At 38.6% G+C, this 1,401-nt stretch carries 2 protein-coding genes; both read left to right on the top strand.

Features of this window, described 5'->3' with window-relative positions:
* Positions 1-558 (top strand): RHS repeat-associated core domain-containing protein (locus DK430_RS13075; RefSeq protein ID WP_162616860.1); only part of this gene is annotated, 558 nt, incomplete at its 5' end.
* Between the two features lie 20 nt (positions 559-578).
* Positions 579-1,097 (top strand): hypothetical protein, encoded by a 519-nt coding sequence (locus DK430_RS13070; RefSeq protein ID WP_204352548.1) that lies wholly within the window; start codon positions 579-581, stop codon positions 1,095-1,097.
* The last annotated feature ends 304 nt before the right edge of the window (positions 1,098-1,401 follow it).

Below are 1,401 nucleotides of genomic sequence, written 5' to 3'. Positions count from 1 at the left end.
AATCTGTTGTTTGCGGGGCAGTACACAGATGACGAATCCGGACTGGCGTATAACCGCTTCCGCTATTATGACCCGCAGAGTGGGTGTTATCTGAAGTCTGACCCGATTGGGTTGGAAGGTGGAGAGACGCCTTATGCTTATGTGCATAATCCGATGGGGTGGGTCGACCCGTTTGGGTTGGCTGGATGTGCTTCCGTAGAAAACGGAATATTAAAAATTAAGAATAAATTTGCACCTAATAGTCCAGAAGCAAAAGAATTAACTGAATTCGTAAAAAAATGGAATGATCAAATTGCAGCCTCTGGAGGGACAATGACTAGACAAGCTGTTGATAAAGCGACGAGAAGAGCTGCGAGCAAAGCTGCAAAATTAGAAAAACTCAACAATCCTCAACTTTATGCAAATGGAAAAGTTGCTGGTCATATATCTGATGTTGGCTGGGGAGGAAAAACAACTGGACCATTTATGCCTTTAAGTACCGCTGTTAACTCTTATATTGGTGGTGCAACACAAGCAGTTGATGTAGGAACCGTTTACAAGTTAGTACAACTTATTTAATTATTATGGAGTCCACAATTATGAATGCTACAAAAGATTTAATTTTAAAAATCTTAGAGGAAATAGATGCCCAAGAGGGGGATGATTACTCAAAAGGTTATCCTGTATCAAACGTTCCTACACTAGAAGAAAATAAATATAGGAATATCACGCCAATGCTAAAAGCTCGTTTTGAGCTCTTAAGTTATCTTATCGACGCAACCCATGGAGACTGGCTTTCTATTGATGAAATGAAACTACTATGGAGTGAGACGATCCCAGATGAAAGATTACAAGAAATAAAAACAATTCTATATTCACACATTGAGAATTGGGAGAACAATGCAGGTGCGCTATTTAAAAAAGATAGACTTAGCCTATTTGCAGGTAGTGCATATACAAATGAACATATTTATTTATTATGGCTAGATGGCATTATTGAGCCTGAATTATGGGTTTATGATACGAACGGAGAAGCTAGATATAAGAATTTAGATGAATATCTAATAGCATATATTAATGATGATTTATCTCAATATGAAAAAAAGTGGATATTATAAGTTATTAGTTTTAACTTAGTTCCCACATGATGGCGCACGTTTCCAACGTGTGCCTTTTTCTATCTACTACCGCTCTTTAAAAATTAAGAAATACCCCACAAAAGTGCAATCAAAATTCCAGATGTTTTTTCAATCTAAAAAATACTTGAAAAAACCTACCGCACTTTTAACCTACACGTCGCTGCCGACGGCTTCTATCCGGTATGGTTTGACTATGCCGACAACCGAACCCGGGTACGTGACAGCAAAGGCAATGTCACGGTGTATGACTTCGACCCGCACATCATGAAGCCTCTTGCCATCA

The organism is Aggregatibacter kilianii (assembly GCF_003129965.1).
In the GTDB taxonomy this organism is placed as follows: Bacteria; Pseudomonadota; Gammaproteobacteria; order Enterobacterales; family Pasteurellaceae; genus Aggregatibacter; species Aggregatibacter kilianii_A.
Note: the sequence above shows the minus strand (reverse complement) of the source record. Positions and strands in the feature narration are given on the sequence as shown.

Coding starts and splice junctions, on each gene's coding strand:
- DK430_RS13070 (WP_204352548.1), top strand. CDS start 579: ATGAATGCTACAAAAGATTTAATTTTAAAAATCTTAGAGGAAATAGAT.